A 13,295-nucleotide genomic window follows, 5' to 3' on the forward strand; every position below is an offset into this window, starting at 1 on the left:
AAGCACAGTTCTTACTGTGCTTTTTTAATTATTGCATTATTTTGTAGGAGTTGAATAAGCTAACTCACCTCCTATGAATAGAAAAGTTATTTTTTGGGCCAGTATCGCCCTATTGTTGTTTTATGGTGCCTGGTATGGTTACGCCCGTCTTCCCATCATTAATGGTTATGCTTCAAAAATGATGTGCTCCTGTGTTTTTGTTTCGGAGCGATCTCCGGAAGATATATTGGCCACTGACTTGAATTTTTCACTGATTAAATATGCCTCACCTGAAGTGGATTACGATCGAAAAACGGTCACTTCTACGGTGTGGGGGCTGGGGGCAGAAACCTCAGTTTATCAGGAAGGGTTGGGTTGCACTCTGGTAGCAGATAGTAAACAGCCCCCTGCATTGGAGCAGGCTATATCAGTATGGCCTGATCGGCCTGATACACTTATGTGGCCAGTGGGTGATTTTTTGGGAAGAGGAAAACCTTATCCGGCTTTAAAAAAGGTGATGGACAAGGCTTTTCAAAAGGAGAAAAAAACCAGAGCGGTATTAGTCACCAGAGGGGATGAGTTGATTTGGGAACAATATGCTGAGGGCTTTGACGAAAATACCAGATTACTGGGCTGGTCAATGACTAAATCGATTACCTCTGCCTTGATCGGAATATTGGTTGGGGATGGGCAGTTGGATATTCACGCCCCGGCCCCGGTTGCGGATTGGCAATCGGATCAGCGAAAGAATATCACCTTAAATCATTTATTACAAATGTCCAGCGGCTTGGACTGGGTGGAAGATTATGGCGATATTTCCTCTGCAACGACGATGTTGTATGCTTCCAGTGATATGGGGAAATTTGCTTCCAATGTGCCCTTGGCGCATAAACCGGGTCGGGTTTGGTATTATTCCTCCGGAACTTCCAATATTTTAACAAAGATTATTTATGAGACTTTGGGCGATCAAAGGGCCTATTATCAATTTGCCAGAAAACGTTTATTTAATCCCTGTGGGATGCGTTCGATGGTGTTGGAACCGGATGCCTCCGGTAATTTTGTAGGCTCCTCCTACTCCTTTGCCACTACCCGCGACTGGGCCAGATTTGGTTTACTTTATTTAAATGACGGGATATTTAATGGAGAAAGAATTCTGCCGGAAGGCTGGGTCGATTACTCCCGGCAGGCAGCAAAAAGTGCAGATGGGGAGTATGGCGCACAATGGTGGTTAAATGAAAGCCTGCATTTTCTTCCGGATTGCCCGGCTGATGTTTATTTCGCAGATGGATTTCAGGGGCAAAGGGTTTGGGTAATTCCTTCTCATGATTTGGTAGTGGTACGTTTGGGGCTTTCTTCGGGAGAAGATTTTGACTTCAATGAATTTCTGTCCGGAGTATTAAAAGCAGTGGCTCAGGATAATTAAACCCGAATGATTCATCGCCAGATTCAGGTAGTAGCTTTATGTCAGATCGTTAAAATTGTTGTTGTCGATTTTGAATTTGCCCAAATTTGGGCAAGCTAGCTTTTTCCTCATTCATCAGCTTCATTGGAAAAAATTCGAAATAGTAGAAATTGCCTCATTTTTCCCGCCTTATAGGTAAAAGAGGATTAAAGCATGGATAACCCGGGTTAAAGTTTGTACCTTTTTGAGTACGTCAGGGAGCAAGAACATTGGGCTGTATCAAAAAAGCGCCAAAACTGGGGTGGAGACCAAGTTTTGGCGCTTTTTTTTGAGGCAATGGGCTTATGCGCCAAATAATTTCCGACTTTCAATCATTTCAATAACCTCATCCGGGACGATGTATTTGATAGACCTTTCTGCCTTAATACACTTTCGGATAAAGGTGGCTGATATATCGACCATTGGAGCCTCGACCATGGTCACTTTTGGGTGATCATCAAAGGAGCTTGGTTTGGAATCCGGTCGGGGATAAACCACCAGGCCAAAATTTTTCAGGATCTCCTCATGGTTTTTCCATTTATGGAAATGACTTAAATTGTCCTGCCCTACAATAATTTTAAAGTCATGATGCGGGTTCTTTTCGGATAAATAAGCCAGGGTGTCAATAGTATAGCTGGGCTTTGGCATGCGGAATTCCACATCGGTCACCCGAAGCTTATGATTGTTTTCTATAGCCTTCTCCACTAAATCGTAGCGGTCAAATTCATGCTCCAGGCTACTTTTCTTTTTGAAAGGATTTTGTGGAGATACCACAAACCACACCTGATCCAAATCTGCCAATTCCACCATACTATTGGCAATGATAAGATGACCAATATGAATGGGATTAAAGGAACCGAAGAAAAGACCTATTTTGAGCTTTTTTTGAACGAAATTCCCGAACATGGCTGGTGTTTATTTTTCAATGAATTTTTGAAGCGTCTCTTCTGAGGTTTTTAAGGCATTTTCCAAATTGTCATTGATAATGGAAATGTCAAAATTTTCTTCAAAGCCTAATTCATACTCGGCCTTGGCCAGTCGCTTTTTGATGGCACCTTCCTCATCAGTACCTCGGCCCCGAAGTCGCGCTTCCAGGGTTTCCAGATCCGGTATTCTGACGAAAACGGCCAATGCCTGCTCCTGAAAATATTTTTTCAGGCTAACTCCTCCTTTTACATCCACATCAAATACGACGTGCTTTCCTTCTGCCCAAATTCTTTCCACTTCTGATTTCAAAGTACCGTAGCAACATCCGGGATAAACTTCCTCCCACTCCACAAACTCATCCTGATTCACTCTATTGTTGAATTCTTCTTTGCTGAGGAAGTAATAGTCCTGACCATGCTTTTCCGCACCTCTGGCCTCTCTGGTAGTGGCCGAAATAGAGAAGCATAAATCATCTCGCTGATTTAATAAATGATGAACGATAGTTGTTTTTCCTGAACCTGAAGGCGCTGAAAAGATAAAAGCCTTGCCTTTATGCGTCATGATTTTTTAAAATTGAAAGAGAAATTTAAGTTTGGGTATGGAAAATATAGAGGAATGACGCTAAAGCAGCGAAATTCCAAAAATTGGATCTTTCGCTGATAAAAGAAGGGGAAAAGGAGGATGTCCCTTGTACTTCAATTTGATAATTGCAGCTTTGAATTTTTCCATGCGCAAAGGTAGGAAAATCGTATAGGACAGCCAAAAATGAAGCAAAAATCCATAAAGGATTGGGGATATCGTATAGGAGAACATGTTTAAAAGCACCCCATCCGGCAGCAAATTCGAATTATTGAAAGCGATTTTGGAAAATTTCTCAACAATAGCGATGCTATGCGCTCAAAATATTCGGGTATCGCTTCCGCAATAATCAAATTTTCGCTTCGAATTTTGGCTTTTAAACCTGCTTTAAGGTTCCCATTTAATTAAAAAAATTACGACTTTTAGGGCTTAACAAGGTGGTTTATTCATGCAGCAATTCATTTATAGATTTCTCTTTTTTCCATTTTTCTATTTAATCTCCCTTATCCCCCTGCGGATAATGTATCTTTTTTCCGATTGTTTTTATTTTGTTACCTATTATTTGATAGGCTACAGAAAAAAAGTAGTGCTGGATAACCTCCATCGGTCTTTTCCTGAAAAATCTCCAAAGGAAATTAAGGCTATTGCCCGAAAGCATTACCGGTTTTTCACGGACTCACTTTTCGAAACCCTGAAGAAATTGTCTATTTCTGAGAAAGAATTGAGGAGAAGGGTCGAGATAGAGCATTATGCAGAAATGTACCAATTGTATAAGGATAAGCATAGCATTATCGTAGTGATGGGGCATTATGGCAGTTGGGAATTGGGTGGTGCAAGAATAGGTTTGGAGGAAGGGCATCCTTTGATTTGTATTTATAAACCGCTTCATAATAAAATGATGGATCAGTTGTTTTTGTATATCAGGACTAGGTTCAGAGGGGAAGTGGTCGCCACAAAGAATACGCCCAGGGTGATGCTGGCCAATAGGAATAGGGAAACGGCCATTGTTTTCCTGGCAGATCAAACGCCTTTATTATTATCTAACTCTCATTGGGTGAAATTCCTGAATCAGGATACACCAGTCTATCGGGGGACGGCTCAATTGGCTCAAAAGTTTGATTACCCGGTGGTTTATGCCGTGGTCCGCAGGCCGAAAAGGGGATATTATAAGGTAAGTTTTGAGGTTTTAACCATGGATCCAAAATCTTTGAGTGATCTGGAAATTTCCAGAAGACATACCCGCAGGTTAGAAGAGGATATTATTGCTCAGCCTGAGTTGTGGATGTGGACTCACCGAAGGTGGAAGCGTGCACACCAAAAGCCGAAAGATGTGCAGGCGGTGGTATAAAAAAGGGGCTGTCTTTTGCGGACAGCCCCTTTTTTTAGTTTTTAATGGCGCGTACCATTTCTTTTTTTCCCGGAGGGCCTTCCAGACTTTCTACGGTTAGGCCTAAACTTCTAAGATCTCTTTTTAATTGACCTTTGGCACAATAAGTCACCAATGCTCCATTAGAGACGAGTTGTTGCGTACATTTTTGAAGAAGTTCCGGCGCCCACATTTCTTCCTGTTTACTCGGCGCAAAGGCATCGAAGAAAACCACCTGTAGCGTTTTTTCAGGGAAGATGACTGTCTCCAGCTTATCTTCCATTTTGTAAAGACTGAAATATTCGGAAATGTGAACTTCTTTTCCCCATTCTGCCTGATGCATTTGCTGAAAAGTGTCCGAAAGATCGGCTCTCTCCATCTGTGCGGGGTAATTTAAGGCTTTGGTAATTTCTTCCGGAAGCGGGTATGCCTCCAAAGTGATGAATTCCACATTTCGTCGGTGTTTCATGGCCCATTCGTATGCAAGAAGTGCATTTAAGCCTGTTCCGAAGCCAATTTCAAGTATAATCAGGCTTCCTTCCGGAGATTGCGATGCCCAATAATCCAGCCCCATTTTGATGAAAACATGACGGGACTCCTGTATGGCCCCGTGGGAACTATGATAAGTTTCATTCATGTCCGGAAGAAAAAGCGAATGCGATCCATCCTCCGTTTCAATGATTTTTATTGCTTTTGCCGCCATATGCTTATTTCAATGTTCAAGCGAAAGGATCAATTTATACCTGGAAATAGATAGACTACCGGCAGGTGATTGATCAAAGGGCAAATATCGGTAATTTTTACCAAAGGTCCTGATACAGCCTTTGAAAGGCCTGAGGCAACTTTTCAATGATATCGGAGGCGATCAGGCTGGTTTGCCCAATTTCTTTAGCGGCTAAGTCACCGGCGAGGCCATGCACAAATACGCCTATCATAGCGGCTTCTGAAGAGGCATATCCCTGCGCAAATAAGGCGGTGATGATGCCGGTCAATACATCGCCACTACCTGCGGTGGCCATTCCCGGGTTTCCGGTAGGATTGAAAATGATTTTGCCGTCCGGAAAGCCAATGGCTGTGTTCGCACCTTTGATTAAACAAACTACCTGGTGTTCCACGGCCAGCGCCTGCAGGTTTTGGAGTCGCTCAAATTGGTTTTCGCTTTTTCCGGCTAGGCGTTCAAATTCTTTTGGATGGGGCGTCAATATACTGCCCGAAGGAATAGCTGCCAATAAATGCGGACTCTGACTAATAATATTGAGGGCATCGGCATCCAGCACCATTGGAGAGGGATGTTGCGCAAAGAGGATGTTCATGGCTTCCTTGGCTGCCGTTTCGGTGCTTAAACCAGGTCCGGCACCAAGGGCATCATATTGATCCGTTTGATGAGGCTTGGTGAAGAACTTGGTGCCCATCTCATCCGGGAGCACCATGGCTTCCGGAACGGAAGTCTGCAGAACTTCTACGCACTTTTGGGGGCAATGCACCGTGAGTAAGCCCAGGCCTGAACGCAGTGCTGCTTTGGCTGCTAAAATACAGGCTCCCGCTTTGCCATAGCTGCCGGCTATTAACAAGGCGTGGCCGAAACTGCCTTTATGATCATATTTTTGACGCGGTATTAAGATTTCCCTGATTTTCTTTAGGGAGCCCGCGGCATAATCACTTTCCTGCTCTGCAATAAAGGCTTTATCCAAGCCAATATCTACAATATGCAGTTGACCAACATGTATATGATTTTCGGGCAAGTAAAAAGCCAGCTTCCCCACCTGAAAAGAAACGGTATGCTTAGGCTGAATGATAGGATGCTGACCTTTGGCTTTGTGTTCTGAAAATAAGCCGGAGGCAATGTCTATAGCGATTATTTCTTTTCCGGAATGATTGGCAGCATCTATGATTGAAGCGGCCAGGCCTTCAACAGGTCGGTTAAGGCCTGATCCAAAAATTCCGTCTATTAATACCTGATATTTTTTTAAATCGGGCAATTCTTCCTTTTTCTGCACCTCGTGAAAAGGGAAGTTGCCCTGATACTGATAATAGTAATGATTGAAATCTTTACTGCCTTTTTCTGTAAAGCGGATGATGGCTACTTCTACCGGATAACCTTTTTGATGTAATAAGTGAGCGATTACCAGCCCGTCTCCCCCATTATTGCCCATTCCACATAAGACCAGAATTTTTGGTCGATTCGGGGCATGGTTACGGAACCAATTACAAAATTGTCCGGAGGCCCGATACATTAAATCTTCGGAGGAGATGGGTTCGTGTTCTATGGTATATTGATCACAGGCACGAATTTGCTCAGCAGTTAGAATTTTTGTCATAGTAGGGAGCTAATAGCCAAAATAAGTGTAACCCTCTCGGGAGGAGCGGTGGTCATGGTGAACTTTTTTTCCACGCGGGCTGATCTCTATTTTCACCATTTTATTGATGGTTTGCAGGTCAGCATCCAGTGGGTTACTAAGGACTTCGTCTAGTAAAAGCGTGGTTTGTTGTTGAAAATCTCCTTGACAAAGAAAGTCGAAAAAGTTACTGGCTTCTTCCAAATGAGCATATTGATATTGCACAATGGGCATTTCCTTAAGCCTGATTTCAATGCGGTATTTGGTTTTGGTCATACCTGTTTTCCTCCAATGGAAAATAAGGCTTTCAGCAAAAAATTAAAAGGGATTCGATTTCAAAGGCCAAAAAAAAGAGGCACCGTTGAAGTACCTCTTTCCTCTAATTTTTTTAAAGTATTAAGCGTTGGTTCCTCTTTTTAAAGAAGCCTTAAGCTCTTCCACCTTATTCATTTCAGTAGTCAATTCTCTGCGTAGCTTTGTTTCACGCTCTCTCATTCTTTGTTTGTAAGATTCGAATTCCTCGTGCAGCTCTTCATAATCTGAAGTTTTTGAAGCAGCAGTATTATTCGAAAATTTAACACGCGTAAAGGCAAATACTAAAGCAGCCACTAGCGAAAGGATAATACCGAAACTTGTTACTTTAAAAGTGTTTTTGTTCCAGTCAATGCCAAGCGCAGTTAGGTGGCTTACCTGATAGATATTCTCTTCGATTTCTTTGTCTTTAGAGGAAATCATATCATTCAGGCGAACAATCTCTTCATTACTTTCAGCCAGTTGCGCATTGGTTTGCTTCAACAGATTACGGTGGCCTACGATACTGTCCTCTACTACGCGAACGATTTTATCATAACTCACCTCTTTGATCACTTTATAAGGAACACCAGCACCATTTTTATAGGTGGTACTGCTTTTTTTCAAACTCTGAAATTGTTCTTTAAGGGTTTGCTCTCCAGTAGCTGCCTGCTCCGTTCCCTGTGCACTTGCTACAGAGATACTTCCCACCAAAAAAGATCCAAGCAAAAGGGCCCACAATTTTTTCTTCATCTTTCTAAATTTGATTCGAATTAATCAGCACAAATCACATCAAATAGCGTGCAAAAATGCTAAGTAGATAACTGTCTATTGTACAATATCTTACGTAAAGATAATATTTTGTAAGTAAGATCTAAAAATTATTTTGTTAGACGCATCACAATTGCGTCATATTTCTTACTTCAGTTTCAAAAGCAATTTAATATTTCCGTGGTTATAAACCACCCGAAAACCGGAATCAATTAATTGTTGGTTAACAAACTTTCCATCTTGCCCAATCAAATGCGGATAAATCCGCTTTTCTTGGGTTTGGTCAAGATAAAAAAATTGGGCTGGGCTGATCCCTACCTCTTCAAAGCCAAATTGCAGGTAACTTTCTCCTTTGGACCATTCCAGATCTACATAAGTCATAATATCATCCGGGGATTTTTCCTGAATAAAGTGCTTCAGCAGCTTACTAAAACCACCCACCACCGTATAGCCTGATTTGTTACAATGTCGGATCAGTTCGAAAGATTTGTAAATGTTGCCATTTCGGCTTATTTGCCGGGGATGGCTAAAGGCCATTACGGCGACAAGTGCTCCCTCATATACTAAGCCATATTTGATTTTTGCCCTCAGCGGAGTGTGTAAATGATTTTGTTCGAGAAAGTTAATTAGTTCCGGATTACTTATGGAGATAACCTTACATTTCCTGCCATGAATTCTTTGGGTAATGCCAAGGGCCGAAAGTAATCTGGAACAAATAATTTCCTTTTGATTCGCCCATTGATCTTTCCAAAGATGTATTCCCTGTAATCTTTCTGTTCCAAAATCTGCAGGAAGTTGCTCCAGGGGTTCAAATAAATAAAGGGAAAGTTGTTCACTAATGAGTGCGGTGGGCTGTTCAGGCGCTTTTTGAATTTTAAATGCAGCATGTTGGGAAATAAATTGGTAAACCTCATTTTTCCAATGCTGTAATCGGTGGGGCATGTTTTTTATTTGCTAAGTTAATGATATTCATGGAATGAGCTTTGACTTTGCATCTTTTTTGATGCATTTCATCCTCAGCTGTCGCAAAATCGAACTTATAAAGACCAAATAGTTGTCGTAAAATAAAAAATAAGCAGGACCGAGGTGGGTTTAAAAAGTGTAATGGTATCCCAAATTATTTACCGCTTTATTTATTAATGCTTTTTAATTGGCTTGTTTTCAGTTTAATAAGCGTGTGTTTGCTGGTTTTTTTATGGCCCAAATTTGGGCGAGCTGGCTTTCTCTCCATGCCTCTGTTTCATAGAGAGAAATATGAAATGGGGAACTATTCCTTTATTTTTTGCGCCAACAGAAAGATTTATGCTGGGCTTTATCGGCTTAATGAGTGATTAGTGATTCGTTTTCCATTATGACTTCAGCAGGAAGGTAGGATTGAAAGAATTTTTCATAATTTTTCACTGTGGTTTCGATGGAAAATTCCTCTCTTGCGGCTTTTAGTCCGGCTTGAATGTAATTTTGGCGAATGTCTTCATTATTCAAATAAAGATTTATTTTTTCGGCCAATTGCTGGTGATCCCCATGTTCGAACCATAGCCCATTCTTTTCTTCATTAATCACCGAAATAATACCATGCATTCTTGTCCCGATGACTGGAACACCTTTCATCATGGCTTCTACCAGCACCAATCCGAATCCGTCGGAATCAGAAGGCAGGACAAAAAGATCCAGAATTTCATATAATGGCAAAATTTCTTCCCGCGGCAGCATGCCCAGATAGATGATTTTATTTTTGATTTGGTGTTCTGCCACTAATTCATCAAACCCATTTTTCTCCACACCCGCCAATAGCAGGCAGGCATCCTCTTCTACATGTTGGAGCGCACGCACCAGTTGGTCCTGGCATTTATGGCGTGCAAAACATCCAATCAATCGTTTTTCAAGTGGAATACTGTACTTTTCTTTCAGTTGCATCAAAGCATACTCACTGGCATTACTTTTCCCCTCAAAAGGCAGGCCATTGCTGATTACTTCCAGATGATGTGCCGGAAAGCCTTTTTCAATAAAAGTCTGCTTCAGCGCATCGCTGATGACAATCATTTTGTCTGTTCCTTTCAGGTAAAGGTTGTTCTGAATTTTTCCGCCAACACTTAGTGGCCTTTGGCGCCGGGTATGGAAAACTTTAAGCCCAAGTTTAAAAAACTTGTTCACCAACATGGATAAGTAGCGGTCTTTGCTTTCCTGGGCATTAATGATTTGAATATTGTGCTTTTGAATAACCGCCTTCAGTTGGAGCTGGTCACGCAGGGCAAATTTTGATTTAAAATCTAAAGCTTCAACAATAAAGGTTCCGTAAGATTTCCCTCTACTCCAAATATAACTGTCCTTTTTACAGCCCAACACAACCGTATGACCTCTTCTGGCGAGTCCGTCAGCCAAATAACAAATGGAATGAGATGCGCCATTGTGTAGTCCATCGGAGGAAAGAAGTAGGATTTGCATAAACTTAAAAGTAGAACCGTCTATATTTGTGATGAATTATAGAAAAACTTGCCGCAAGTTTTATAATTAGGGTCGTAATTCAAAAGGATATTCCTCCTTTCTGTAAGATTATTAGCAATTTTTGAATGAGTCTACTTTCTTCCATATTCCCCCCTCTTTCTTATAAGCGAAATAAAGCGCTTTATTATTTCAATCGTTGGTTAGAAGGCCTGCCAGCCATCAGATCCGCTGATTGGATTATCCGGCATTATAAAAAAGGATGTACAGCAGAAGAGTGGAAGGTTATGGAAAAGAGAAGAGATTTTTATTGTCAGTTGGAAACCCGTTTTGCTTTAAGTGAAAATGCGAAATCTTTACAGGAATTGGCCTCAGAGCGTCATTCAAAGGTTTATTTTTTCGATACGCGCCGCTACCTTCGTCATTTTTCTTCCGCTACTAAGATTGATTATTTATTTGGAGACATTCGGCATGTGGAGGCTTTTCCGACTATTCAGAAAAGCCGTCCTGTTGGGGAGCAAAACGGAGTGCTTCTAAAGTTAAATGAGGTTCGGCATTTTAATTTTATTAAGGATCCTTATTCCTGGAAAGATAAAAAAGCGGAAGCTTGTTGGAGAGGAGCTGTTTTTTATGGGCAGGAAAGCCGTGTAAGTTTAATGCAGAATCATCATAAGGATCCCTCGATGAATATAGGAAAAACGAATGATGGAGATACTCCCAAGGAGTGGAAGCAAGAGCGGATGAGTATTCCTGAACAGCTGAAATATCGCTATTTGTTGTGCCCGGAAGGCAATGATGTGGCGACCAATTTAAAGTGGGTGATGTCATCTAACTCTGTAGCGGTAATGCCGAAACCGAAATTTGAAACTTGGTTTATGGAGGGGACATTAAAGGCCGGAGTACACTATATTGAAGTTAAAGCGGATTGGTCCGACCTGAAAGAACAAATTGCCTTTTTCGAATCCCATCCCGAGAAAGCGATGGAAATTGTACAAAATGCAAATGCTTTTGCGGCAACATTTAAAAATCGAAAAAGGGAATTTGTGCTGGGGTTGATGGTTTTGGATAAATATTTAACCCTTGCAGGAGGGAAGAGATTTTAAAGTTTCTTCCAGTGTTTCCATTATTTCACTGCTGATCTTTTCGATATTATGATTGGTTAAGGCCCTGTTTTCAGCAGTTTGGCCCATAGTTGCTAATAGCGATCGATCATTATAGAATAGTGCAAACTTGTCCGCAGCTGCTTCTATATCAGTGAAAGGGACAGAAAAACCGGCATCTTCTTTTACAAACTCCGGTATCCCCCCGGCATTTTGATAACATACAGTGGGATTGCCCAAAGCTGCATTTTCTAATACTACTAAAGGAAATGGATCCTCTATGGAGCACATGTAGAAAACATCAAAAAGGCTGTAGTATTTTTGAGGATTGGCGGTATTGGGGATAAAAGTAATATCCGCTTTGGCCAGTGCTTCCGCATGATCTTTTTTGAGCTTGTGAAGTTTTTTTTCATCTCCACCCACCCAAAGGAAAGCAATATTTAAATCCGGATATTTGGCCTTACACAAAGCCGCCGTTTTAATAAACCAGTCATATCCTTTACGTTTAATAATGGTTCCGGATGCTCCGATAATTAAGGCGTTTTCCGAAATGCCCAGTTCCTTTTTAAATTGTTTTTTTTGAGTATCGTCTAATTTATGTTTGTTAAAAGCGGCCAAATCGGCCAATTCGTAGTGCAGTCGAATTTTATTTTCAGGCACCTTTCTTTTTTGCAATAAATTATTTTTAACCGCCTCGGAAACCGCAATAAAGGTATCGGTACTTTTAAGGTTATCGGCCCACATTTCCTGCCCAAGCTTGGCAATAATATTTTCCAGTTCATGAACGTGGGTGACGCAAGGCACGCTGTACTTGGCGGTTAATTGGCTGGAGATATGGCTTGCCGCCGAAGTGTTCACGTAAATGATGTCCGGCTGAAACTGTTGGTCTTCTAATTTTACATCAGAATATTCAAGCTTTCTTTTTCTTAAGAATTTGGGCATCCATTTTCCATATAGGTTTTTTTCAAGCACCTGAGTCGGGGCAATGGATTGATAATTTTCTACAATTTCACCGCCGTTAACCAACAAGATGCGGATATCATGTTCAGTATTGGATTTAACCCATCTGCACCAATGCTCTAAAAAGATAGGAGCACCAGTTCTTGAGGCTTCATGTCCAATAACTAAAATATTCATTGTGTAAAATTTTAAATGAGCGGATGATGGCTTGATGAAGGGGCTTTCAAAATTTAATCCAAATAGGGAATTATACTTAATAATACCGAATCGGGATACAATTTAGTGCTTTTCGGCTAATGAGGCTTATAATGTTTTTTAGGCTTGAAGAATTTATAATACTGCCTGGCCCAGAACATTACAAATCCGGAATTGATGATAATATTTTTCCATTTTGATCCGGATACATAAAACCGCGTGATGGTAGTCCCCACAAACCTTCCGGCAAAGGCCCTTTCGTATTTATTTTTCAGGGCATTTTTTATCTCAAAAAAGCTCTTATTCGCATTGCCTTTGCTTTTATGGAATATTTTGAAATCTATGACATAGGCCTGGTACCCTCTGATATTCGCTAATAGGCAAATGTCAGTGCCGTAAAGGTGAAAACCCTTTAAGTCAGCGGAGGTATTCAAATTTGCAGCGGCCTTGATGATAAGAAAATTTTCATCGAGGTTAATCGCTTTTAAGGGTAAATTTTTTTCTCTCAAGGTTTCATTCGGATGGGAAATATGCATGGCAGTATACTTTAAATTTACTCCACCGGCATTTCCGAGTATACCCCAGTTGGGATCAATGGCTTCAATTTCGGTAATTTTCCTATCCAGTTCGGCTTTGCCATCCTCCTGCAATAAAATATCCTGATGGCAGATAATGACATATCGCCCTCTTGCCTGACGAAGCATACGATTAATTCCGCCGAAAGCTTCAAAGGAGTTTCCCTCGCTATTGTCTACAAACAAAAATTCACTATTGGAGGCGGAGAAACCTTTGGCTTGAAAGGACGCCACCATTTCCTCATATTCATTGAGGTCAGTAACAAAGGAGCAGATGGAGTACTCAAATGAAAATTCTTCCTCCACGGTGATTTTTTGGGGAATTATTTCTTCCAT

At 41.2% G+C, this 13,295-nt stretch carries 13 protein-coding genes; 3 read left to right on the top strand and 10 right to left on the bottom strand.

What is annotated here, in order from left to right; genetic code table 11:
- The first annotated feature begins 73 nt into the window (after positions 1 to 73).
- Positions 74 to 1,402 carry a serine hydrolase domain-containing protein gene (locus tag AAA970_RS01445; protein ID WP_338235709.1) on the top strand — a complete coding sequence of 443 codons (1,329 nt, stop codon included), beginning with the start codon at positions 74 to 76 and terminating at the stop codon, positions 1,400 to 1,402.
- A 321-nt stretch (positions 1,403 to 1,723) separates the two neighbouring features.
- Here AAA970_RS01445 and nadD read toward each other — a convergent pair whose 3' ends face one another.
- Positions 1,724 to 2,326 (bottom strand): nicotinate (nicotinamide) nucleotide adenylyltransferase, encoded by a 603-nt coding sequence (gene nadD, locus AAA970_RS01450; protein WP_338235710.1) that lies wholly within the window; start codon positions 2,324 to 2,326, stop codon positions 1,724 to 1,726.
- A 9-nt stretch (positions 2,327 to 2,335) separates the two neighbouring features.
- On the bottom strand, positions 2,336 to 2,908 hold the full coding sequence (gene gmk, locus AAA970_RS01455) for a guanylate kinase (RefSeq protein ID WP_338235711.1): 573 nt from the start codon (positions 2,906 to 2,908) through the stop codon (positions 2,336 to 2,338).
- Between the two features lie 466 nt (positions 2,909 to 3,374).
- Here gmk and AAA970_RS01460 point away from each other — a divergent pair, with 466 nt between their 5' ends.
- Positions 3,375 to 4,274: a lysophospholipid acyltransferase family protein gene (locus tag AAA970_RS01460; RefSeq protein WP_338235712.1), complete on the top strand. Its 900-nt coding sequence runs from the start codon at positions 3,375 to 3,377 to the stop codon at positions 4,272 to 4,274.
- Between the two features lie 34 nt (positions 4,275 to 4,308).
- On the opposite strand, the gene mnmC2 is transcribed toward AAA970_RS01460, so the two are convergent.
- From mnmC2 to AAA970_RS01490, 6 genes are all read right to left on the bottom strand, one after another.
- Complete coding sequence (gene mnmC2, locus AAA970_RS01465; RefSeq protein ID WP_338235713.1) at positions 4,309 to 4,995, bottom strand: tRNA (5-methylaminomethyl-2-thiouridine)(34)-methyltransferase MnmC2; 687 nt, start codon at positions 4,993 to 4,995, stop codon at positions 4,309 to 4,311.
- 97 nt (positions 4,996 to 5,092) lie between these two features.
- Positions 5,093 to 6,610, bottom strand: a complete 1,518-nt coding sequence (locus AAA970_RS01470; RefSeq protein ID WP_338235714.1) for an NAD(P)H-hydrate dehydratase — start codon at positions 6,608 to 6,610, stop codon at positions 5,093 to 5,095.
- Positions 6,611 to 6,619: 9 nt separating this feature from the next.
- Positions 6,620 to 6,904, bottom strand: coding sequence for a hypothetical protein (locus tag AAA970_RS01475; RefSeq protein WP_053406130.1), 285 nt, complete (start codon positions 6,902 to 6,904; stop codon positions 6,620 to 6,622).
- Between the two features lie 120 nt (positions 6,905 to 7,024).
- Positions 7,025 to 7,672, bottom strand: coding sequence for a hypothetical protein (locus tag AAA970_RS01480; protein ID WP_053406129.1), 648 nt, complete (start codon positions 7,670 to 7,672; stop codon positions 7,025 to 7,027).
- A gap of 165 nt (positions 7,673 to 7,837) precedes the next feature.
- Positions 7,838 to 8,632: a hypothetical protein gene (locus AAA970_RS01485; RefSeq protein ID WP_338235715.1), complete on the bottom strand. Its 795-nt coding sequence runs from the start codon at positions 8,630 to 8,632 to the stop codon at positions 7,838 to 7,840.
- Between the two features lie 378 nt (positions 8,633 to 9,010).
- Positions 9,011 to 10,132, bottom strand: a complete 1,122-nt coding sequence (locus AAA970_RS01490; RefSeq protein ID WP_338235716.1) for a glycosyltransferase family 4 protein — start codon at positions 10,130 to 10,132, stop codon at positions 9,011 to 9,013.
- A gap of 125 nt (positions 10,133 to 10,257) precedes the next feature.
- Here AAA970_RS01490 and AAA970_RS01495 point away from each other — a divergent pair, with 125 nt between their 5' ends.
- A complete protein-coding gene (locus AAA970_RS01495) occupies positions 10,258 to 11,232 on the top strand; it encodes a glycosyl transferase family 90 (RefSeq protein WP_338235717.1) in 975 nt (324 codons plus the stop codon).
- On the opposite strand, the gene AAA970_RS01500 is transcribed toward AAA970_RS01495, so the two are convergent.
- Both AAA970_RS01500 and AAA970_RS01505 read right to left on the bottom strand, forming a co-directional pair.
- Positions 11,203 to 12,366 (bottom strand): glycosyltransferase family 4 protein, encoded by a 1,164-nt coding sequence (locus AAA970_RS01500; protein WP_338235718.1) that lies wholly within the window; start codon positions 12,364 to 12,366, stop codon positions 11,203 to 11,205. The genes AAA970_RS01495 and AAA970_RS01500 overlap by 30 nt on opposite strands.
- Positions 12,367 to 12,482: 116 nt before the next feature.
- A complete protein-coding gene (locus AAA970_RS01505; protein ID WP_338235719.1) occupies positions 12,483 to 13,295 on the bottom strand; it encodes a glycosyltransferase family protein in 813 nt (270 codons plus the stop codon).

Source organism: Persicobacter diffluens (genome assembly GCF_036244895.1).
GTDB lineage: Bacteria > Bacteroidota > Bacteroidia > Cytophagales > Cyclobacteriaceae > Persicobacter > Persicobacter diffluens.

Excerpts from the sequence above, each read along its gene's own strand:
- AAA970_RS01470 (WP_338235714.1), bottom strand. The coding sequence starts at position 6,610 with ATGACAAAAATTCTAACTGCTGAGCAAATTCGTGCCTGTGATCAATAT.
- AAA970_RS01445 (WP_338235709.1), top strand. The coding sequence starts at position 74 with ATGAATAGAAAAGTTATTTTTTGGGCCAGTATCGCCCTATTGTTGTTT.
- AAA970_RS01495 (WP_338235717.1), top strand. The coding sequence starts at position 10,258 with ATGAGTCTACTTTCTTCCATATTCCCCCCTCTTTCTTATAAGCGAAAT.
- AAA970_RS01490 (WP_338235716.1), bottom strand. The coding sequence starts at position 10,132 with ATGCAAATCCTACTTCTTTCCTCCGATGGACTACACAATGGCGCATCT.
- AAA970_RS01480 (WP_053406129.1), bottom strand. The coding sequence starts at position 7,672 with ATGAAGAAAAAATTGTGGGCCCTTTTGCTTGGATCTTTTTTGGTGGGA.
- nadD (WP_338235710.1), bottom strand. The coding sequence starts at position 2,326 with ATGTTCGGGAATTTCGTTCAAAAAAAGCTCAAAATAGGTCTTTTCTTC.
- AAA970_RS01505 (WP_338235719.1), bottom strand. The coding sequence starts at position 13,295 with ATGGAAGAAATAATTCCCCAAAAAATCACCGTGGAGGAAGAATTTTCA.
- mnmC2 (WP_338235713.1), bottom strand. The coding sequence starts at position 4,995 with ATGGCGGCAAAAGCAATAAAAATCATTGAAACGGAGGATGGATCGCAT.
- gmk (WP_338235711.1), bottom strand. The coding sequence starts at position 2,908 with ATGACGCATAAAGGCAAGGCTTTTATCTTTTCAGCGCCTTCAGGTTCA.
- AAA970_RS01475 (WP_053406130.1), bottom strand. The coding sequence starts at position 6,904 with ATGACCAAAACCAAATACCGCATTGAAATCAGGCTTAAGGAAATGCCC.
- AAA970_RS01500 (WP_338235718.1), bottom strand. The coding sequence starts at position 12,366 with ATGAATATTTTAGTTATTGGACATGAAGCCTCAAGAACTGGTGCTCCT.
- AAA970_RS01485 (WP_338235715.1), bottom strand. The coding sequence starts at position 8,632 with ATGCCCCACCGATTACAGCATTGGAAAAATGAGGTTTACCAATTTATT.
- AAA970_RS01460 (WP_338235712.1), top strand. The coding sequence starts at position 3,375 with ATGCAGCAATTCATTTATAGATTTCTCTTTTTTCCATTTTTCTATTTA.